The following is a 17871-nucleotide window of genomic DNA, read 5'->3' on the forward strand; positions in this document are numbered from 1 at the left end:
GTGCGGGACGGGATCCGGGACGTGACGGGTCTGGCACGGATATTGATTGCACGGTTCCGGACAGGCGCTGTACGGGAGCGAACGGATGACAGAGGGGCGGATGACACAGGAGAAGCCATTCGAGCTGTGCGTCGTCATCGATGATGATGACGACATATTGCTGGCCGCGCGCCTGTTGCTGCGCGCGATCTTTGGCGAAGTGCTGACCTTTCGCGACCCCGAATCCGCCTTTGCCGCGACCGCCGGCCTGACCCCCGAAGCGTTCCTGCTCGACGCCAATTTCTCGCGCGGGGCGACCAATGCGGCGGAAGGGTTCGAATGGCTGGGCCGTTTCCTGGCGCGCGATCCGCAGGCGGTGATCGTGATGATTACCGCCCATGCCGGGGTGCAGGTCGCGATCGAGGCGATGAAGCGCGGCGCGACCGATTTCGTGACCAAGCCCTGGTCGAACGAGCGGTTGCTGGCGACAGTGCGCACGGCCGCGGCGCTGCGCGCGTCGCGCAAGGCGGTGGCGCAGAAGGACAAGGTGGCGATGATCGCGGCGGCGCCGGCCGGGGAGACGCCGCTGCTCGGCACGTCACCGGCGATGGCGCGGGTGCAGCAACTGATCGACCGTGCCGCGCCGACCGACGCCAATGTGCTGATCCTGGGCGAGAATGGCACGGGCAAGGAACTGGTCGCGCGCGAACTGCATCGCCGATCGCGCCGGGCCGAGCGGATCATGCTGCCGGTCGACCTGGGCGCGGTGGCCGAGAGCGTGATCGATTCCGAATTATTCGGGCATGTGAAGGGCGCCTTCACCGATGCGCGGGCCGACCGGATCGGGCGGTTGCAGGCGGCCGATGGCGGCACCCTGTTCCTGGACGAGATCGGCAATCTGCCGCTGCACCTGCAGCCCAAGCTGCTGACCGCGCTGGAGCAGCGCAAGGTGACGCCGGTGGGCGCCAACAAGCCGGTGCCGGTGGACATCAGGGTGATCGCCGCCACCAACCTGAGCGCCGGGCAGATCGCGGACGAAGGGCGGTTCCGCCAGGATCTGCTGTTCCGCCTCAATACGGTCGAGATAGTGCTGCCGCCGCTGCGCGAGCGGCGCGAGGATATTCCCGCGCTGGTCGCCCATTATCATGCGCTCTATGCCCGCAAATATGCGCAGCCGGTCCATCCGATCGCGCCCGAGCTGATGGCGGCGCTGGTCGCCTATGACTGGCCGGGCAATGTCCGCGCGCTGCGCCATGCGATCGAGCGGGCGGTGATCCTGGCCGGGGACGCACCCTTCGGCATCGAGGATATCCCGCTGCGCAGCCATGGCAGCCCGGAGCCGGTCCGGATCGACCGGGCCGCCGTGGTGGAGGCGCCGCCACCACCCGACGACATGAATCTGGAACGGGTCGAGCGGCGGCTGGTCGAGACCGCGCTGATGAAGCATGGCTATAATATCTCCAGCGCCGCCGCCGAACTGGGCCTGACCCGCGCCTCCCTCTATCGTCGCATGGAAAAACATGGGCTTTGATCGGCGCTTCTCGATCGGCCTGGCGCTGCGGCTCGTCATGGCGATGGCGTGCCTGGCGGCGCTCGCCTGGGCGCTGATGACGCCGGACCTGGGCGCCGTGCGCATCCTGTGCGCGATCGGCGCGGCAGTCAGCGCGATGGCGCTATGGCATCATGTGCGCCGCGCCAATTTCGAACTGGCCCGCTTTGTCGAGGCGATCGAGTTTGGCGACCTGCAGGCGCGCTTCGCCCGGCCGGGATCGGACAGCGGCTTCGACCAGCTGGGCGCGGCGCTCGATCGCGGCATCCGCAAGCTGCGCGACGATCGGGTGCGCTTGCAGGAGGCGTCGCGCTTTTACGAGGCGCTGGCCGATGACGCGCCCGCCGCGCTGCTGACGATCGCGCCCGATGGCCGGATCGAACCGGTGAACAAGGCGGCGCGCAAGCTGTTCAACCGCCATGCCGGGGTGCGGCCGGACGATTATGCCCCCTATGGCGGCCATTTCGCCGCGACGCTGACGGCGCTGGAGCCGGGGCGCAGCCAGACCATGTTGATCGAGACCGATATCGGGCCGCAGCGCGTGCTGATCCGCTGCGCCAGCCTGACCCGGCTGGGCGGGGCGACGCGGGTGATTGCCGTGCAGGTGATCCAGCAGGCGCTGAACGCGGTCGAGGTGGCGGCGCAGAGCGACCTTATCCGCGTGCTGACGCATGAGATCATGAATTCGATGACGCCGGTGACCTCGCTCGCCCGCACCGCGTCGGACCTGATGGCGCAGGCGGACGATGGCGGCGATCCGCTGATCGCCGATGCCCGTGCTGCCGTCGATACGCTGGCCCGGCGCGCCGACGGGGTGATGCATTTCGTCGAGACCTATCGCACCATCACCCGCCCGCCGCTGGTCGATCGCCGCCTGTTCGCGGCGCGGCCCTTTGCCGACGAACTGGCCAAGCTGTTCGCGGCCGATGCCGATCGCGCGAGCGTGCATCTGGAGGTGCGGGTCAGCCCGGCGGACCATCGCATCGATGCCGATCCCGACCTGTTGGCGCAGGTGGTCATCAACCTGCTGCGCAATGCAGCGGATGCAGCCGAATGCCATCGCGACCGGCCGGAAGTGTCGCTGAGCATCGCCGCGATCAGCGCCGGGCGCACCCGGATCGAGGTGGCGGACAATGGCCCCGGCGTGCCCGAGGCGCTGTGCCACGACATCTTCCTGCCCTTCTTCACCACCAAGAAGACCGGCAGCGGGATCGGCCTGAGCCTTGGCCGGCAGGTGCTGCTGGCGCATGACGGCACGATCGAGATCGACAGCGCGCCGTCGGGGGGCGCGCTGTTCCGGCTGACGCTGTAGTGCGGCGGCCGGCCCCGATCAGGGGCAAGGGTCGGGCAGGTCGCGATGGACCGCCTCGATCGCGGCGATGGCGTCGGCGCTGAGCGTCAGGTTGACGCTGTCGATGTCGGCCCTGAGCTGGTCCAGCGAGGTCGCGCCGATGATCGTCGCAGTGACGAACGGGCGGCTGTTGACATAGGCGAGTGCGAGCTGGGCGGGATCAAGGCCATGGGCATGGGCGATCGCGACATAGCGGGCGGCGGCCGGCGCCTGGCCGGGCAGGTCGTAGCGGACGAACTGGCGCGCGACGTCGCGGCGGGTGCCGGGCGCGATCACCCCGCCCAGATATTTGCCGGTCAGATTGCCGCCGGCGAGCGGCGAATAGGCGAGCAGGCCGACATCTTCCCGCAGGGCAAATTCGGACAGGCCGATTTCGAACACGCGGTTGAGCAGATTATAGGCGTTCTGGATCGACGCGATACGGGGCAGGCCCTGGTCCCGCGCCAGGCGCAGATATTCGCTGACGCCCCAGGGGGTTTCGTTCGACACGCCGACATGGCGGATCTTGCCCGCCTTCACCAGATCGGCAAGGGCATCGAGCGTTTCCTCGATCGGGACGGTGTCGGGCCGGTCGGCCAGGGCGGACAGGCCGCGCACGCCGAAGGAGGGGACCGGCCGGTCGGGCCAGTGGACCTGATAGAGATCGATATAGTCGGTCTGCAACCGGCGCAGGCTGTCGTCGATTGCCTGTTCAATGTTCCGGCGATCGAGCCGGTCCGCGGTGCGGATGCCGCGCGAGGGATCGCGGGCGGGGCCGGCCACCTTGGTCGCCAGGATGATGTCGTCGCGCTTCTTTCGCCCGGCGATCCAGCTGCCGATATAGGATTCGGTCAGGCCCTGGGTCTCGCGGCTGACCGGGGTGACCGGATACATTTCGGCGGTGTCGATGAAATTGACGCCCTGGCCGATCGCATAGTCGAGCTGGGCGTGCGCTTCGGCTTCGCTGTTCTGCGATCCCCAGGTCATGGTGCCAAGGCAGATCAGGCTGACCCAGAGGTCGGTGCGACCGAGCGTGCGATATTCCATATGTCATGGCCCTTTCGTGGCAAGCGACTGGTTTTTAGCCGTTTGTCGGGAAATGCAAAGCCATGGCGGGATCGGTTGAGAAACTATCATTGACAGCATCCGTCCGGCCGCAGACAGGAAACAGCTCGTCCATCGGTTAACCAAAGGCTCATCGGATCGCCCTAGGTTGCGACTCCTTCCCTGTTGGTGCGTTGATCGAGCATGTCTGACCTGTCTGATCTCATCCTGGACATGATTACCCGCTATGGCTGGTGGAGCGGGCCGATCATCGGCGTGCTGGCCTTTTTCGAATCGCTGGTGGTGATCGGGCTGTTCGTGCCGGCGATCGCCACGATGATCGCGGTCGGCGGGCTGATCGGGGCGGGGCTGGTCGATCCGGCGCCGGTGTTCGCCTGCGCCGTGTTCGGCGCGATCCTGGGCGACTGGGTATCCTATACGCTGGGGCGGTCGGTCGGGCCGGCCATCTATCGCCATCGCTGGCTGCGCGGGCATCGGCTGGCCTTTGCGCGGGCGCGGCTCTTCTTTCGCCGCTATGGCTTCATCTCGGTGCTGCTCGGCCGCTTCCTGGGGCCGGTCCGTTCGACCGTGCCGGTGGTCGCGGGCGTGGTGAAGATGCCGCATGGCCCGTTCCAGATCGCCAATATCCTGTCCGCCCTGCTGTGGGTGCCGGCGCTGCTGCTGCCCGGCTATCTGGCCGGCGGCCGGCTGACCCATTTCGATTTCGAGGCGGAGCATTTCGCGATGATGGCGCTGGGCCTGTGCCTGGTGCCGCTGCTGCTGGGGTGGCTGGCGATCCGTTTCTTCAACAAGCCGCGCCAGCGGCATCGCACCATGTCCGCACAGCGCGGCTGAAAGGTTGATGACAGGCTGCTTCGCTAATCGGCGGCGGCCCAATTCACACCCAATAGGCTGTTCGCTGCGGCGGTGATGTTCTTCACGTCGTTGCCTTGCGGGACGGCGAGAGGATTTATGAACGATATCTGGACTCACATAGTCGCCGATTTTTCCAATCTCGGCTCTCCATCCGCGCTGGCCGCCTTTGGCCAGGTGGTGCTGATCGACATCATGCTGGCGGCGGACAATGCGATCGTCGTCGGCGCGCTGGCGGCCGGCCTGCCGCCAGCGTCGCGGCGCAAGGTGATCGCGATCGGCGTGATCGCCGCGCTGGTGCTGCGCATCGCCTTTGCCCTGCTGGTCACGCAGCTGATGCAGCTTGTCGGCCTGGTCTTTGCCGGCGGCCTGTTGCTGGTCTGGGTCGGCTGGAAGATGTGGCGCGAACTGCGCGCGCATGGCGAACCGGAAGATGCCGAGGATATTGCCGGAAAGGCGGCGCCCAAGGGCTTTGCCCAGGCGGCCTGGGCGGTCGCGATCGCCGACGTCAGCATGAGCCTGGACAATGTGCTGGCGGTGGCCGGCGCGGCGCGGGAGCATCCCGGCATCCTGGTGATCGGCCTTGTCCTGTCGGTGGCGCTGATGGGCGTGGCGGCGAACCTGCTGGCCCGCGTGATCGAACGCTATCGCGCAATCGCCTATTTCGGCCTGGTCGTGATCCTCTATGTCGCCGGCAAGATGATCTATGAAGGCGCGATTGACCCGGCCACGGGCCTCATCACCCTGTTCTGATAAAAAGAATGGCGGGGCCGGTCAGTCGGCCCCGCTCTTCCTTCCCATGGAGGCAAAGCCGAGCGGCGCGCCGATCAGCACCAGGATGACGCGGGTCAGATGGTGGATGACGACGACGCCCGGCTCCAGCGCCAGGCTGAGCGCAACCATGCTCATTTCGGCGAGACCGCCCGGCGAGTAAGCGAGCGTCAGCAGCACCGGATCAACCCCGGCAAGCGTGCCGATCCCCGCCGCCCAGGCAAAGGTGACGGCCAGCAGGATCGCCGTCGACCCCGCCGCCAGCGCCAGGATGCGCAGCAATTCCTTCAACGTCAGGCCGACGAAGCGGCAGCCCATGGTGGCGCCAAGGCCGACCTGTGCCGCGGCCAGCGCCCAGCCGGGAATGCGGAAATCGGCGAGGCCGCTCATATGCACGGCGGCGCTGACTGCCAGCGGCCCGACCAGATGCCAGGCGGGCAGGCGCAGCAGCCGGCCGATCAGCAGGCCCAGCAGCGCGCAGCCCAGCCCCCAGAAGAGCAGCGACCAGCTGGCGACATCGCCGGTCACCGGGGTGATGGCGCTGGCGGCGACCGGCGCATGGTCGAGTCGGATCAGGAAGGGCAGGATGAAGACGACGAGGAAGATGCGCGCGCCATGGATCAGGCCGATGGCGCGTTCGTCGGCGCCGCGTTCGGCGCCCATCACCACCATTTCGGCAATGCCGCCGGGCATGCCGGCGAAATAGGCGGTGGCCGGATCGAACTTCGCGACCTTGCGGAAATAGGTGACGCACAGCAGCGCAGCGGTGGCGAGGAAGAAGGGCAGGGCGGCGAGCGGGATGATCCAGTCGCGCGCCTGTGGCAGAAGATGCGGGCCAAAGCTGCTGCCCAGCACCACGCCGATCACCGCCGCCATCGGGCGGCGGGTGGCGGCGGAGGCCTGAATCGGCAAACCGGCGACGCTGGCGACCGCGCAGGCCGCCATCGATCCGAGCACCCAGGGCAGTGGCGCATGGATCGACCAGAAAAGCGCGCCGCCGGCCGCCCCGACGGCAAGCGCCGCCAGGAAGCGGAGGAGTGTGTCGAACCCCCTAGGCGACAAAGGGGAAGGCCAGGGCGATCATGCCGACCAAAGTCATGACGATGCCGACCGCGGCGGCGGGCAGCAGGGTGAAGCGCTGATGATCGGCCAGGTCCACGCCTGCCAGGCTGACCAGCAGATAGGTGGAGGGGACTAGCGGGCTGAGCAGATGGACCGGCTGGCCCATCAGCGAGGCGCGGGCGATCGCCATCGGTTCGACGCCATAATGGGCGCCGGCTTCGGCGAGGATCGGCAGCATGCCGAAATAGAAGGCATCGTTGGAGATGAAGAAGGTGAAGGGCATGGAGAGCAGGGCGGTGATCGGCGCCATATAGGGGCCGAGCGCGGGCGGGATGACGCCGACGACTTCCTTGCTCATCGCCTCCACCATGCCGGTGCCGCCGAGGATGCCGGTGAAGATGCCGGCGGCGAAGATCAGCGACACGACCGAGAGGACATTGCCGGCATGGGCGGCGATCCGTTCCTTCTGCTGGGCGACGCCGGGATAGTTGACGATCATGGCGATGGCGAAGGCGATCATCATCAGCACCGAGAGCGGCAGCACGCCCCAGACCAGCAGGACGAGCAGCGCCACCACCAGCAGGCCGTTGAACCAGCGCAGATGCGGCCGGCGCGCTTCGGGATATTGCGAGACGCCCAGGTCCGACGGGGCGACCGACTGGCGCGCCTGCACCTTGCCGAGGCGCCGGCGTTCCTTGATCCCGAACCAGAAGGCGAGGCCGAGCAGGAAGGCGAGGCCGGCGATCATGCCGGGGATGAGCGGCAGGAACAGGGTGGCCGGGTCCAGCTTCAGCGCGCTCGCGGCGCGGGCGGTCGGCCCGCCCCACGGGGTCAGGTTCATGATCCCGCTCGTCACCATCAGCAGGCAGACGAGGTAGAGCCGGTTCATGTCGAACCTTTTGTAGAGGGGAAGCAGCGCAGCGATGGTGATGATGTAGGTGGTCGACCCGTCGCCGTCGAGGCTGACGATCGAGCAGAGCACCACCGTGCCCAGCAGGATCAGCAGCGGATCGCCATGCACGATCTTCACCAGCCGGGCGACCAGCGGGTCGAACAGGCCGGTGTCGGTCATGGTCGAGAAGAAGAGGATGGCGAACAGCAGCATGACGCCGGTCGGCGCCAGATTCTTGATGCCGTCGATCATCATGTCGCCAAGGCCGGCGGCCTGACCGGCGATCACGCCGAACAGCGAGGGGATGACGATCAGCGCGACCAGCGGCGTCATCCGCTTGGTCATGATCAGCGTCATGAAGGTGGCGACCATCAGGAAGCCGAGCAGGGCAAGATTCATCGCTGCGTCCTTGAGGGGGCTGGAGGAAGGAGGATTAGAAGGTCACGCCGACACGGGCGCTGACGGTCTGGCCGTCATCGCCGCCCGTGTAGGTGCCGGCGCGGTTGTTGGTGTGCCACTGGATGCCGTTGAGCTGGATCCGGGTGAAGCTGTTGAGATACCAGTTGACGCCCAGCGTCGCGGCCCAGCCGTCGCCGCCCAGCACCAGGTCGGTATAATCGAGATTTTCGTAGCGGGCGGTCAGTTCGATCGCGCCAAGGCCGCCGTCGAGCACGGGGTCGAGCACATTGGGCTGGCCGAAGCTGCCGAGGCGCGGGTTGTAGGGCGGCAGTTCGCCGGTCAGGAACAGGCCGCTCGACAGGCTCCAGGCCTTGCTTTCGAAGCTGGGGCGTCCGCCGTCGAGCCGCGCGATGCGGCGACCGGCCTCACCCATCACCCACAGGCCGCCGACATAGCCGCCCAGTTCCGCGCCATAGCCGGTGGTCGAGCGGCCGCCGAGCAGTTCGCCGGTGGTGACGCGGACCGCGCCGTTGAAGCGGCCGCCGATGACGGTGCTGCGGGTCAGCGTGGTCGCGGCGGACGACAGGGCTTCGTCGAAGAACCAGCCGCCGACATGGAGCAGCGAGCGATCGGTCTTGATCGGGTTCCAGTGCGCACGGCCGCTGAAGGTGCGGCTGTCATTGGTCGCCTGTTCGCCATCGACGCGGTCGCCGGTCACGCTGAGCGAGGCATGCCAGTTGGGACCGAACATGCGGCCCATGATGCCGATGCCGTAGAAGCCGCGCTGCGGGATGATGGCGGTCGACACCACGCCCCGTTCCAGGAAGGGGGTGGAGTCCGAACCGGTGCTGCCTTCGAAGGCGCGGTCGTTGAACAGGTGCCCGGCGCGCACGTCATAATCGACCTTGCTGCTGATCTTGTTGCGATAGCCCAGGAAGGCGGTGACGATGTCGACCTCATTCTCCGAAAAATCGCTTTCGAACTGGTAGAAGAAATGCGGGCCGACGCCGCCTTCCAGACCCAGGCGCAGCGCGCGCATGCCGGTCGTCGTGGTGTTGCGGCCGCCATATTTCGACCCCATGGTCGAGCTGACGTCGACCAGGATGCGGCCGCGCGGCTTGTAGGTGAAGACGCCGTCGGCCGAGCGGAAGACGGGCAGGCCCGCGCCCCATTCGGTGGTGACGCCGGACGGATTGGCGGCGACCGCGCGGGCCTGGGCCACGTCGATATCGGCCGGGCCGGGGGGCACGATCTGCGGCGCGAAGGGGGCGATGACCAGCGGCTGGGTCGCGTCCTGCTGCGCCATTTGCGGCGCGGGCTGCGCAGCGGCGGGGGGCGTCGCGGCCTGGGCGGCGGCCTGTTGCCCCTCGATCTTGTCGAGCCGGGCCTTGAGCGTGGCGATCTCGGCCGCCTGGGCCTTCACCAGTGCGGCCAGGTCATCGGCGCTGGGCGCCTGGGCGAGGGCGGGCGTGGCGACGATCAGTGCCAGCGCGGCGCAACCGCCGCGCAACATCAGATGGGACATGCTTATCGGGCTCCGGAAATAAGGGCCGCCTGCCATTCGCGCAGGAAGCGCTGGCGCGTGAGGCGGTCGAGATTGACGAGAAGCTGCGGGCCGACGCGGATCGAGCGGGCCTGGGCAGCGGGCAGGCGGCGGCCGTTGATGTCGGTCCGCACCGGCCAGAGGCTATGTTGCGCGAGCAGCGATTGCCCTTCGCGCGAGAGGAGGAAGTCGAGGAACAGCTTGGCGGCGGCGGGGTGCCGTGCCTCGCGCGCGATGAAGGCGATGCGCGACATCACGATGGTATAATCTTCGGGAAAGACGACGCCGATGCGCGGGTCGCGGCGGGCGCGTTCCTGCGCGTAGGAGCCGATCACATTATAGGCGATCGAGAATTTGCCTTCGGCCACGCCGCGCAGCATCGGTTCGGTGGTGATGTGCAGTTGCGGCCGGGTCGCGGCCATCGCCTCGACCAGCGAACCGGTGTCGCGGGTGATGGCATAATCCTGCGTCAGATAGAGATAGCCGGTGTTCGACCGGGCAGGATCGAAGGTCGCGACCTTGCCGGTCAGCGCCTTGCGATCCTTGCGCAGCATCGCCTCCAGCGCGGCATGGCTGCGCGGCGGATTGGCAATCGCCTTCTTGTTGTAGACATAGGCGATCGGCTCTGCGGTGACGCCAAAGCCCATATTCTTCCATACCGCATTGGCGGGCAGGGCGGGCTTTTCCGGGCTGGCATAGGCCTGGGCAAAGCCGTCGTTGATGAGCTTGACCTGCTGGTCCATCGCCGACGACCAGACCAGGTCGGCCGACATCCGGCCGCTGCGCGCCTCGGTCGAGAAGCGGCGGAACATCTCGTTCGACCCGAGGTCGGAATAGCTGACGGTGACGCCGGGATAGCGGCGCTGGAACGCCAGGATGACCGGTGCCATTTCCGACGTGTCGGCATTGGCATAGACGATGACCTGCCGTTCGGCACGGGCATCGCCGATCAGATCGTCATAGGAACGCGGATAGCCGGTTGGCCTTTGCGCTACCGCTGTCGCGCTGGTGACGGACAGGCTTGCCAGCGCCGCCACTATCTGAATAACCCTTCGCATCGACCCTGCTCCTCACATGTTCCGTTCTTCTGTCGGATTGGGAGAGGCAGTTACGAAGCCAAGCTGTCATGAACCTTTCAGCACCGGGTGCCCTATTCGGATTTTGATGATCGAGGATGACGCCGCACTGGCGCGCAGCATTGCAGCCCTGCTGCGGGCGGGCGGCCATGCGGTGGACCATGTCGCGACCGGCGAGGATGCGCTGGCGGTGGTGGGCGGGGAACCCTATGCGCTGGTGATACTGGACGTGGGCCTGCCCGATATCGATGGCTTTACCGTATTGGCGGAATTGCGCCGGCGCGGGGAGAAAGTGCCGGTGCTGATGCTGACCGCGCGCGATGCGCTGGACGACCGGGTGCGGGGGCTGGACCTGGGCGCCGACGATTATCTGCGCAAGCCCTTCGAACCGCAGGAACTGGAGGCGCGGGTGCGGGCGCTGGGGCGGCGGCGCGGTGGCGATCCGACCCCGGAAATCACGGTCGGGCCGCTGACCATCAATCGATCGACCGGTGCCGCCGATGTCGCCGGACGGGCGCTGGACCTGCGCCGGCGTGAACTGGCGGTGCTCGAGTCGCTGGCGACCAGGGCCGGGCAGGTGGTGCCGCGCGAATTGCTGATCGGCGAGGTGTTCGGCTTTGACGAGCCGGTCGGCAGCAATGCGATCGAGTTGCATGTGACCCGGCTGCGCGGCAAGCTGGCGCCCGACGGGCCGGGCATCCGCACGGTGCGCGGCGTGGGCTATATGCTCGATGCCCAATGAGGGACGGCCATCGGGCGAGGGGCGGGCGATTGCCCTGCGCACCCGCCTGCTGGCGGCGATGCTGGGGCCGATGCTGGGCGCGGCGGCGATCATCGGCGTGGGCGGCGCGACGCTGATTTCCGACGTGGTCCGCCGGACCAACGACCGGGTGCTGGGCGGCGCGCTGGGCGCGATCGCCGAAACCGTGCAGGTGGAACGGGGCGAGGTGACGCTGGACCTGCCGCCCGCCGCGTTCGGCATGCTGGAGAATAGCGAGCGGGACAATGTCTATTACCGGATCGCGGTGGGCGGCACGTTGCTGACCGGCTATGCCGATCTGCCCGCGCCCGACCCGCGGACCATGCCGGTCGACCAGCCGCGGTTCCGCTTTGCCCGGTATCGCGGGCAGGACATCCGCATCGGCGAGGTGAAGCGCAGCCTGCCGCGGATCGCCGATCCGGTGATCGTGCAGGTGGCCGAGACGCTGGATAACCGGCGGGCGCTGATGCACCGGCTGATGATCGCGCTGCTGATTGGCGAACTGACGCTGGTGGGGGTGGCGATCCTGCTGCTGCGGCCGGCGCTGGGCTGGAGCCTGCGGCCGTTGCTGCGGCTGCGGCGCGCGGTCGAGGTGCGAGATGGCGGCGCGCGGCCGGATTTCTCGGCGCTGGATGCGGGGCCGTTGCCGAGCGAATTGCGGCCATTGGCGCGGGCGTTCAACCGGTTGCTGCGCCAGTTGGACCAGGCCACGGGGGGCGTGCGCCGCTTCACCGCCGATGCCTCGCACCAGATGCGCACGCCGATTTCGGTGCTGAAGGTGCAGATCGAGCTGGCGCGGCGGGGATCGCGCGAGGCGTTCGACGAAATTGCCGATGCGGCGCAGCGGCTGGAGCGGCTGGTGACGCAGTTGCTGGCGCTGGCGCGGGCCGAGGAAGCCGGGGCATCACCGCCACTGGAGACGGTGGACCTGAAAGAGGTCAGCGCGGTGGTGGTCAACCGGCTGATCAACCAGGCGATCCAGGCGCAGGTCGAACTCAATCTGGAGGCGTCGGACGCGGAAAGCTATCGCGTCGAGGCGCATCGCACGCTGGTGTTCGAGATATTGGCCAATCTGGTCGACAATGGCATCCGCTATAACCGGCCCGGCGGCACGGTGACGATCGCGCTGGCGCAGGGCGAGGACGCGACCCTGATGACGGTCAGCGACGACGGCCCCGGCATTGCGGTGGAGCATCGCGACAAGGTGTTCGAACGCTTCTTTCGCGTGGGCGGCGCCAGCGCGCCGGAGGGGACGGGGCTGGGCCTTGCCATCGTCCAGTCCGCCGCGTCGCGCATGGGCGCGCAGGTGGAGATTGTCGAGGGCGGCGCGGGCACGCATATCCGCGTGCGCTTTCCGCGACGGGGGGAGGATGGCGCGGTTTAGCGCGCGTCTGCCCACTCGTGCGCAGGCCGCCGCTTCGCGGCGCACCCACCCCCGGCCCCTCCCTTGGAAGGGAGGGGAGTAAATGTGCGCATGATCAGCGCGGCGGCAGGTCGGGATAGCTGTGCGCGATCGGCCCCAGCGCGTCGGCCAGCGGGGCCAGCCAGGGTTCGAAGTGCCGCCAATGATCGACGCCGCCGGTATAGATGGGCTGGCGCACCTGTTCGGAACTGGCGGTGCGCACTGCCCGGTCGGTCTGCCAGAAGGACAGGCAGGCCGCCTCGAAATCGAGGCCGAGATAGGCGAGCAGCCGGTCGACCTCGCCGGGCGTGTCGGCGACCATCTGTTCGTAGATGACGCGGTGGACCCGGCCCGGCGCGGCCGCGTCATAGGCGGCCATCAGCGCGACATAGTCGCGATAATAAAGGCCTATGTCGGTGAGGTCATAGGTGAAGGCCTGGCCGCGCGCGAAATGCTGTTTCCAGCCCGAAAAGCAGCAGCCCATCGGATGGCGCCGCGCGTCGATGATGCTGGCATTGGGCAGGATCAGCTTGATGAGGCCGACATGCTGCCAGTTGTTGGGCATCTTGTCGATGAAGCGCGGCTTGCCGCTCTGTCGATGGACGCGGGTCTGTTCGACATATTCCTCGCCCAGACGCTGGCGATCGGTCGGGGTCAGCGATGCCGCCATGGCCGCGAAATCGGCAAATTCGCCGTCATCCACCCGCGATTGCAGGCGGCTGGCGATCATCATCATCTCGGGCAGTTCCATCGTGCCTTCGACCTGGCTGTGGCTGGCGAGGATCTGTTCGACCAATGTCGATCCCGCGCGCGGCAGGCCGACGATGAAGATCGGGTCGGGCGCAGTGCAGCCGCCGTCGCCCATGGCGGCGATGAAGGGCGCGCTGAAGGTCGTGGCGGTGGCCGCGACTTCGGCGGAAAATTCGCCGGCATCATGGCGGATCATGGCGCGGCGCAGCCGGTTGCCGGCGTCATAATGGCGGAAGGCTGCTTCGTCCGCCTTGCGATCCTCCTGCGCCTTGCCGAGCGAGAAATGGAGGTGGAAGACATCCTCGCCATCGGTCTGGCCATCGCTCGCCAGGGTTTCGAGCGCGCGCTCCATCGTGGCGATGTCGGCGGCGTCGAGCTTAACGGTCTTGAGGTTGGCGAGGCTCCACCAGGCTTCGCCCATGGTCGGGCGATGATGGACCGCCTGGCGATAGGCATGGACCGCGTCGGCCTGTCGCCCCAGCGTCTTGAGCGCATGGCCCAGATTCTGCCAGACCTGTGGCTGGTCGGGACGATCGGCCAGCAGTCGCTCATAGATGGCGCGCGCCGCGTCCTGATCGCCCAGCCGCACCAGCACCGATGCGCGGATGAGGTCATAGCCCGGATTATGGATCGGCGAGCGGGCGAGGGTTTCGGCATGGGCCAGCGCTTCGCTCAGGCGGTTGTTCTGCAGCAGCAGGCGGATCAGGAAATCGCGGGCGAGGTCGAAGCCGGGCGCCAGCACGACGGCGCGCTCGACATGAGCGAGGGCGGCATTCATGTCGCCGCGCCGCCATTGCACCTCACCCATGAGGCGGATGCCGGCGGGATCGTCGGGCAGGCGATCGGCGCGCGCCGACAGCAGCGTGGCCGCATCGTCCAGTCGCCCCTCGTTCATCGCTAGGGCCGCTGCCAGCAGGTCGCGATCGCGCGAGGCGGCGTGGACGCCCGACAGGTCGGCACGCCAGGCATCGCCATCGCGCCCAATCGTGCGTAGCAGCCCGGCCAGCATGAACCAGCCGCCGGGGACGCCGGGTTGCTGGCGGGTCAGGCTTTCGAGCGCGCCGATCGCCTGGCGCTGGTCGCCGGCTTCCTGCGCGGCCTGGGCCAGTTCCCACAATATCGCCGGGACGCTGGGATGCTGGCGGGCGAGGGGAGTGAGCCGGGCCAGTGCGGCCTTGGGCTTGCCGAGGCGGCGCAGCGCCTGGCCGATCAGCAGTTCGGCGGGGGGCAGGCGTCCGGCCCGGCGCAGGATAGCCTCGGCCTGCGCCAATGCCGCATCGGGGCGGGCGTCGAGCAGGGCTGCGGCGTCTGCCAGCGCCGTCTGGATGCTGTCGGTTGCCGGTACGGCGGACGCGTTCCCCATAGCCCCTCATATTTGTGCGACTGCTCAAAATCTTATGTCGGCTGCAGGCAGGCGTCGAGTCAGCTTGTCGTAAAAGTTTCGAAAAGTCGCCGAACAGCCGCTTGACAGGGCGTGTCCGATCGGCAGTATCGAATTTAGGACAGTTGTTCTGATTGCTGCAAAAGCGAACTGTCCGGGGATTATGGAACAGATAAACAGCGTGGCCAGCGTCTGGCGGCGATCCTGAAAGAGTCTCTCTTTCGGGCGGGGCATCCTTCGCCCTGTCGGCCGCCGGTGCGCGAGGCCATGCGAACGCGTCAGGGAAGGAGACCCGGAGCACCGGGCGAATTTCGCAGGAGAGGACGAGTCGCAACGCGTATCAGGGGGTATTCGTATGGCCATTCGTCTCCGCTCGCGAAGAGTGCGCACGTTCTGCGCGCTTGGCACGAGCACGTTCCTCACACCGATGATCCTGTCCGCGCCGGCACTGGCGCAGGCCCCGGCAGCCGATGCCGCCGCAGCCGATGCGGCCGCAGCCGAGGCCGAGCAGGGGCTGGGCGAGATCGTCGTCACCGCGACCCGCAGCGCGCAGAGCATCCAGAAGGTGCCGATTTCGATGCAGGCGCTGGGCGCGGAAAAATTGCAGGAGCGACAGGTGAAGGGCCTGAGCGATTTCGCCGCACTGCTGCCGTCGGTCTCGTTCGAGGGCATTGGCCCCGGCCGCAACACCGCCTTCTTCCGCGGCATCGTGCCCGCCGGCGGTGCCTATGCCTCGGTCGGCTATTATCTGGACGACATGCCGATCACCGGCACCGAAGTGCCCGATATCCATGCCTATGACCTGGAACGGGTCGAGGCGCTGTCCGGGCCGCAGGGCACACTCTATGGCGCCGGCTCGCTGGCCGGCACCATCCGCCTGATCACCAACAAGCCCAAGCTCGACAAGTTCGAGTTCGGCTATGACGTGGAAGCCAATAAATATGGCAAGGGCGATTTCGGCGGCCAGCTGGAATCCTACATCAACGTGCCGCTGGCGCCGACGCTGGCGGTGCGGGCCATGGGCTATTATCGGCGCGACGGCGGCTATATCGACAATACGCCCAACAATGGCACGTTCAACGATGGCAGTTCGTCGACCCTGACGCTGGGCGACAACAACCCCAACACATCCTACACGCTCGACAATAGCGACATCGCCAAGGATGATTACAATACCATCCGCGAATTTGGCGGCCGCTTCCAGCTGTTGTGGCAGCCGACCGAGGGCTGGGACATCACGCCCGAGATCACGGCCCAGAAGCAGGTCGCGCGCGGCTATTTCGGCTATGATCCGCGGGTCGGCGACCTGGAAGTCCATGACTATGACCAGACCAAGAATGACGATCGCTGGTATCAGGCGGCGCTGTCGATCCACGGCCATATCGGCGACTGGGACATCGTCTCGGCCACCGGCTATTTCAAGCGCCGCACCCGCACGCTGAACGACTATACCTATTACACCGTCACCTATGACGGCTTCGGGCCGGGCTATGAAAGCTATCTGCAATTCTTCGACAATTGCACCGGCTCTGGCGCCAGCCAGCAGTGCCAGATGATCAACCCGACCCAATATTATCATGCCGACACGCACCGCAACAAATTCACCCAGGAATTGCGGATTTCGACGCCCAAGGACTGGCCGTTCGACGTGACTGTCGGTGGCTTCTACCAGCGGCAGAAGAATGAGCTGAACACCAGCTATGCGATCCGCGGGCTCGACACGATCACCGGCTATACCGCGACCGGCGGCGGCGATGTGGCGGGCGGGCTGATCGGCGTGCCGGCCATGTATGGCATCGCCTATGACGAGGACGGCAATCCCTATTTCGATACCAGCGACGTCATCAACGCCAACGGCAATCCGCTGGGCACGATGATCCTGGGCACCCAGGCGGTGAAGGGCGACGCCTTCTATTATGTCGAGCAGGACCAGCTCTATCATGACAAGGCGATCTTTGCTGAAGGCCATTACAACATCACGCCGACGCTGAAGCTGACCGGCGGCATCCGCTATTTCTGGACCGACTATAAGGTTCGGGGTTTTGCCGGCGTGGCCGGATCGGCCGCAGGCGTGGGCTGCACCACGCCGCTGCCCGATGACGAGCGGCTGACCTGCGTCAACACCAACCCCAATGCGGCGGACGGCACTGGCCGCTACAAGGAGGATGGCGAGACCCACAAGGTCGCGCTCGACTGGCAGTTCCAGCCCGACAAGATGGTCTATTTCAACTATTCGACCGGCTTCCGCCCCGGCGGGTTCAACCGGCCGCTGCGCATCCGCAGCCTGGGCAAGATCGTCAATGTCGCGCCGTTCAAGTCGGAAACGCTGACCAATTTCGAGGTCGGCGTGAAGACGACCTGGAACAATATCTTCCGCTTCAACGCCGCCGTCTATTATGAGAAGTGGAACAATATCCAATATGGCGTGGTCGTGTCGGGCGCACAGGGCGCGGGCATGACCGGCAATGCCGGCAAGGCCGAGGTCAAGGGCATCGAATATGATGCCGACCTGCGGCTGGGCAAGGTGACGATCTCCACCTCCGGCGCGTTCAACGATGCCAAGCTGAAGGGCGATTTCTGCAACTTTGCGCTCAATACCGAGACCGAGTCCATTGCGCAGCTGAGCAGCTGTACGCTGGGCGAGTTCGTCGAAGGATCGAGCCCGCCGACGCCGCAGGTCGCGGCCGCCAACGGCACCCGCCTGCCGCGCCAGCCGCGCTTCAAGGGCACGACATCGATCCGCTATGATACCGATCTGGGCGACTATGCCGCCTATATCCAGGGCGCGGCGCTCTACCAGACCGGCGCGACGCAGGATCTGAACGTCGAGAGCAACGAGCTGCTGGGCAATACCAAGGGCTTTGTCAGCTTCGATTTTTCGGGCGGGATCAAGAAGGATAATTGGAGCGTCACCCTGTTCCTGCAGAACGCCTTCGACAAGCGTGGGCAGCTGACGCGCAACACCTTCTGCTCGATCGACTTCTGCGCCAACAGCTCGCGCACCTTCACGATCAAGCCGCAATTCTTCGGCATAAGGTTCGGCCAAAAATTCTAAACAGG

13 protein-coding genes are annotated in these 17871 nt (G+C 66.7%); 7 read left to right on the plus strand and 6 right to left on the minus strand.

Translation table 11 applies throughout. The features are described from left to right. Positions 1–85: 85 nt before the first annotated feature. The gene (locus HH800_RS02910) at positions 86–1510 is read left to right on the plus strand and encodes a sigma-54-dependent transcriptional regulator (protein WP_037520247.1); all 1425 of its coding nucleotides are present in this window, start codon (positions 86–88) and stop codon (positions 1508–1510) included. Next, on the plus strand, positions 1500–2840 hold the full coding sequence (locus HH800_RS02915) for a sensor histidine kinase (protein ID WP_169860139.1): 1341 nt from the start codon (positions 1500–1502) through the stop codon (positions 2838–2840). Before HH800_RS02910 ends, HH800_RS02915 begins: the two co-directional genes overlap by 11 nt. Before the next feature lie 18 nt (positions 2841–2858). On the opposite strand, the gene HH800_RS02920 is transcribed toward HH800_RS02915, so the two are convergent. Next, positions 2859–3905: an NADP(H)-dependent aldo-keto reductase gene (locus tag HH800_RS02920; RefSeq protein WP_169860140.1), complete on the minus strand. Its 1047-nt coding sequence runs from the start codon at positions 3903–3905 to the stop codon at positions 2859–2861. 201 nt (positions 3906–4106) lie between these two features. On the opposite strand from HH800_RS02920, the gene HH800_RS02925 reads away from it, so the two are divergent. Both HH800_RS02925 and HH800_RS02930 read left to right on the plus strand, forming a co-directional pair. Further along, entirely contained in the window at positions 4107–4757 is a 651-nt protein-coding gene (locus HH800_RS02925; protein ID WP_004208058.1) for a DedA family protein, read from the plus strand. 117 nt (positions 4758–4874) lie between these two features. Beyond that, positions 4875–5528 carry a YjbE family putative metal transport protein gene (locus tag HH800_RS02930; RefSeq protein WP_169860141.1) on the plus strand — a complete coding sequence of 218 codons (654 nt, stop codon included), beginning with the start codon at positions 4875–4877 and terminating at the stop codon, positions 5526–5528. 21 nt (positions 5529–5549) lie between these two features. Here the strand turns inward: HH800_RS02930 and HH800_RS02935 are convergent, their stop codons facing one another. From HH800_RS02935 to HH800_RS02950, 4 genes are read right to left on the minus strand one after another with little or no spacing between them, the layout of a single operon-like run. Continuing rightward, complete coding sequence (locus HH800_RS02935) at positions 5550–6608, minus strand: AbrB family transcriptional regulator (protein ID WP_169860142.1); 1059 nt, start codon at positions 6606–6608, stop codon at positions 5550–5552. Beyond that, positions 6598–7899 (minus strand): CitMHS family transporter, encoded by a 1302-nt coding sequence (locus HH800_RS02940; RefSeq protein WP_004208055.1) that lies wholly within the window; start codon positions 7897–7899, stop codon positions 6598–6600. The genes HH800_RS02935 and HH800_RS02940 overlap by 11 nt, the downstream gene beginning before the upstream one ends. A 34-nt stretch (positions 7900–7933) precedes the next feature. Next, positions 7934–9424 (minus strand): OprO/OprP family phosphate-selective porin, encoded by a 1491-nt coding sequence (locus tag HH800_RS02945; RefSeq protein ID WP_169860143.1) that lies wholly within the window; start codon positions 9422–9424, stop codon positions 7934–7936. 2 nt (positions 9425–9426) lie between these two features. After that, a complete protein-coding gene (locus HH800_RS02950) occupies positions 9427–10500 on the minus strand; it encodes an ABC transporter substrate-binding protein (RefSeq protein WP_169860144.1) in 1074 nt (357 codons plus the stop codon). Between the two features lie 106 nt (positions 10501–10606). Here HH800_RS02950 and HH800_RS02955 point away from each other — a divergent pair, with 106 nt between their 5' ends. Next, positions 10607–11260 (plus strand): response regulator transcription factor, encoded by a 654-nt coding sequence (locus tag HH800_RS02955; protein ID WP_169860145.1) that lies wholly within the window; start codon positions 10607–10609, stop codon positions 11258–11260. Then, entirely contained in the window at positions 11250–12662 is a 1413-nt protein-coding gene (locus tag HH800_RS02960; protein ID WP_097384241.1) for a sensor histidine kinase, read from the plus strand. The genes HH800_RS02955 and HH800_RS02960 overlap by 11 nt, the downstream gene beginning before the upstream one ends. A gap of 94 nt (positions 12663–12756) precedes the next feature. Here HH800_RS02960 and HH800_RS02965 read toward each other — a convergent pair whose 3' ends face one another. Next, positions 12757–14793, minus strand: a complete 2037-nt coding sequence (locus HH800_RS02965; RefSeq protein WP_169860146.1) for a tetratricopeptide repeat-containing sulfotransferase family protein — start codon at positions 14791–14793, stop codon at positions 12757–12759. Positions 14794–15238: 445 nt separating this feature from the next. Here HH800_RS02965 and HH800_RS02970 point away from each other — a divergent pair, with 445 nt between their 5' ends. Then, positions 15239–17866: a TonB-dependent receptor gene (locus HH800_RS02970; RefSeq protein WP_161734215.1), complete on the plus strand. Its 2628-nt coding sequence runs from the start codon at positions 15239–15241 to the stop codon at positions 17864–17866. Positions 17867–17871 lie beyond the last annotated feature (5 nt).

The organism is Sphingobium yanoikuyae (assembly GCF_013001025.1).
Lineage (GTDB): Bacteria > Pseudomonadota > Alphaproteobacteria > Sphingomonadales > Sphingomonadaceae > Sphingobium > Sphingobium yanoikuyae_A.